This is a genomic window from Streptomyces sp. NPDC057565 (assembly GCF_042801455.1).
In the GTDB taxonomy this organism is placed as follows: domain Bacteria; phylum Actinomycetota; class Actinomycetes; order Streptomycetales; family Streptomycetaceae; genus Streptomyces; species Streptomyces yanii.
This window is the reverse complement of sequence record NZ_JBHVFU010000141.1, coordinates 1-3,022: the sequence shown is the minus strand read 5'-3', so window position 1 is coordinate 3,022 and position 3,022 is coordinate 1. Positions and strand designations below refer to the sequence as shown.

Genomic DNA, 3,022 nt, shown 5'->3' with positions numbered 1-3,022 from the left:
GCACAGTGGACGCGAGCATCTGTGGCCAAGTTTTTAAGGGCGCACGGTGGATGCCTTGGCACCAGGAACCGATGAAGGACGTGGGAGGCCACGATAGGCCCCGGGGAGCTGTCAACCGAGCTTTGATCCGGGGGTGTCCGAATGGGGAAACCCGGCAGTCGTCATGGGCTGTCACCCGCTGCTGAACACATAGGCAGTGTGGAGGGAACGAGGGGAAGTGAAACATCTCAGTACCCTCAGGAAGAGAAAACAACCGTGATTCCGGGAGTAGTGGCGAGCGAAACTGGATGAGGCCAAACCGTATGCGTGTGATACCCGGCAGGGGTTGCGCATGCGGGGTTGTGGGATCTCTTTTTCACGGTCTGCCGGCTGTGAGACGAGTCAGAAACCGTTGATGTAGGCGAAGGACATGCGAAAGGTCCGGCGTAGAGGGTAAGACCCCCGTAGCTGAAACATTGACGGCTCGTTTAAGAGACACCCAAGTAGCACGGGGCCCGAGAAATCCCGTGTGAATCTGGCGGGACCACCCGCTAAGCCTAAATATTCCCTGGTGACCGATAGCGGATAGTACCGTGAGGGAATGGTGAAAAGTACCGCGGGAGCGGAGTGAAATAGTACCTGAAACCGTGTGCCTACAAGCCGTGGGAGCGTCGCTGTTGTTCTTCGGAGCAACAGTCGTGACTGCGTGCCTTTTGAAGAATGAGCCTGCGAGTTTGCGGTGTGTTGCGAGGTTAACCCGTGTGGGGAAGCCGTAGCGAAAGCGAGTCCGAATAGGGCGGTTGAGTAGCACGCTCAAGACCCGAAGCGGAGTGATCTAGCCATGGGCAGGTTGAAGCGGAGGTAAGACTTCGTGGAGGACCGAACCCACCAGGGTTGAAAACCTGGGGGATGACCTGTGGTTAGGGGTGAAAGGCCAATCAAACTCCGTGATAGCTGGTTCTCCCCGAAATGCATTTAGGTGCAGCGTCGTGTGTTTCTTGCCGGAGGTAGAGCACTGGATAGGCGATGGGCCCTACCGGGTTACTGACCTTAGCCAAACTCCGAATGCCGGTAAGTGAGAGCACGGCAGTGAGACTGTGGGGGATAAGCTCCATGGTCGAGAGGGAAACAGCCCAGAGCATCGACTAAGGCCCCTAAGCGTACGCTAAGTGGGAAAGGATGTGGAGTCGCAGAGACAACCAGGAGGTTGGCTTAGAAGCAGCCACCCTTGAAAGAGTGCGTAATAGCTCACTGGTCAAGTGATTCCGCGCCGACAATGTAGCGGGGCTCAAGCGTACCGCCGAAGTCGTGTCATTCGTACATGTATCCCCAACGGGAGTACGGATGGGTAGGGGAGCGTCGTGTGCCGGGTGAAGCAGCCGCGGAAGCGAGTTGTGGACGGTTCACGAGTGAGAATGCAGGCATGAGTAGCGATACACACGTGAGAAACGTGTGCGCCGATTGACTAAGGGTTCCTGGGTCAAGCTGATCTGCCCAGGGTAAGTCGGGACCTAAGGCGAGGCCGACAGGCGTAGTCGATGGACAACCGGTTGATATTCCGGTACCCGCTTTGAAACGCCCAATACTGAATCAGGCGATGCTAAGTCCGTGAAGCCGGCCCGATCTCTTCGGAGTTGAGGGTAGTGGTGGAGCCGACGAACCAGACTTGTACTAGGTAAGCGATGGGGTGACGCAGGAAGGTAGTCCAGCCCGGGCGGTGGTTGTCCCGGGGTAAGGGTGTAGGGCGTGTGATAGGCAAATCCGTCACACATTGAGCCTGAGACCTGATGCCGAGCCGATTGTGGTGAAGTGGATGATCCTATGCTGTCGAGAAAAGCCTCTAGCGAGTTTCATGGCGGCCCGTACCCTAAACCGACTCAGGTGGTCAGGTAGAGAATACCGAGGCGTTCGGGTGAACTATGGTTAAGGAACTCGGCAAAATGCCCCCGTAACTTCGGGAGAAGGGGGGCCATCACTGGTGATCCGATTTACTCGGTGAGCTGGGGGTGGCCGCAGAGACCAGCGAGAAGCGACTGTTTACTAAAAACACAGGTCCGTGCGAAGCCGTAAGGCGATGTATACGGACTGACGCCTGCCCGGTGCTGGAACGTTAAGGGGACCGGTTAGCTGACTTTCGGGTCGGCGAAGCTGAGAACTTAAGCGCCAGTAAACGGCGGTGGTAACTATAACCATCCTAAGGTAGCGAAATTCCTTGTCGGGTAAGTTCCGACCTGCACGAATGGCGTAACGACTTCTCGACTGTCTCAACCATAGGCCCGGTGAAATTGCACTACGAGTAAAGATGCTCGTTTCGCGCAGCAGGACGGAAAGACCCCGGGACCTTTACTACAGTTTGATATTGGTGTTCGGTTCGGCTTGTGTAGGATAGGTGGGAGACTTTGAAGCAGCCACGCCAGTGGTTGTGGAGTCGCCGTTGAAATACCACTCTGGTCGTGCTGGATGTCTAACCTGGGTCCGTGATCCGGATCAGGGACAGTGTCTGATGGGTAGTTTAACTGGGGCGGTTGCCTCCTAAAGAGTAACGGAGGCGCCCAAAGGTTCCCTCAGCCTGGTTGGCAATCAGGTGTTGAGTGTAAGTGCACAAGGGAGCTTGACTGTGAGACCGACGGGTCGAGCAGGGACGAAAGTCGGGACTAGTGATCCGGCAGTGGCTTGTGGAAGCGCTGTCGCTCAACGGATAAAAGGTACCCCGGGGATAACAGGCTGATCTTCCCCAAGAGTCCATATCGACGGGATGGTTTGGCACCTCGATGTCGGCTCGTCGCATCCTGGGGCTGGAGTCGGTCCCAAGGGTTGGGCTGTTCGCCCATTAAAGCGGTACGCGAGCTGGGTTTAGAACGTCGTGAGACAGTTCGGTCCCTATCCGCTGCGCGCGTAGGAATATTGAGAAGGGCTGTCCCTAGTACGAGAGGACCGGGACGGACGAACCTCTGGTGTGCCAGTTGTCCTGCCAAGGGCATGGCTGGTTGGCTACGTTCGGAAAGGATAACCGCTGAAAGCATCTAAGCGGGAAGCCTGCTTC

General features: G+C 56.6%; 1 rRNA gene. It reads left to right on the top strand.

From position 1 onward, the window contains the following. Positions 1-23 precede the first annotated feature (23 nt). Positions 24-3,022, top strand: a 23S ribosomal RNA gene (locus ACFU8W_RS52000); the annotation flags it as partial.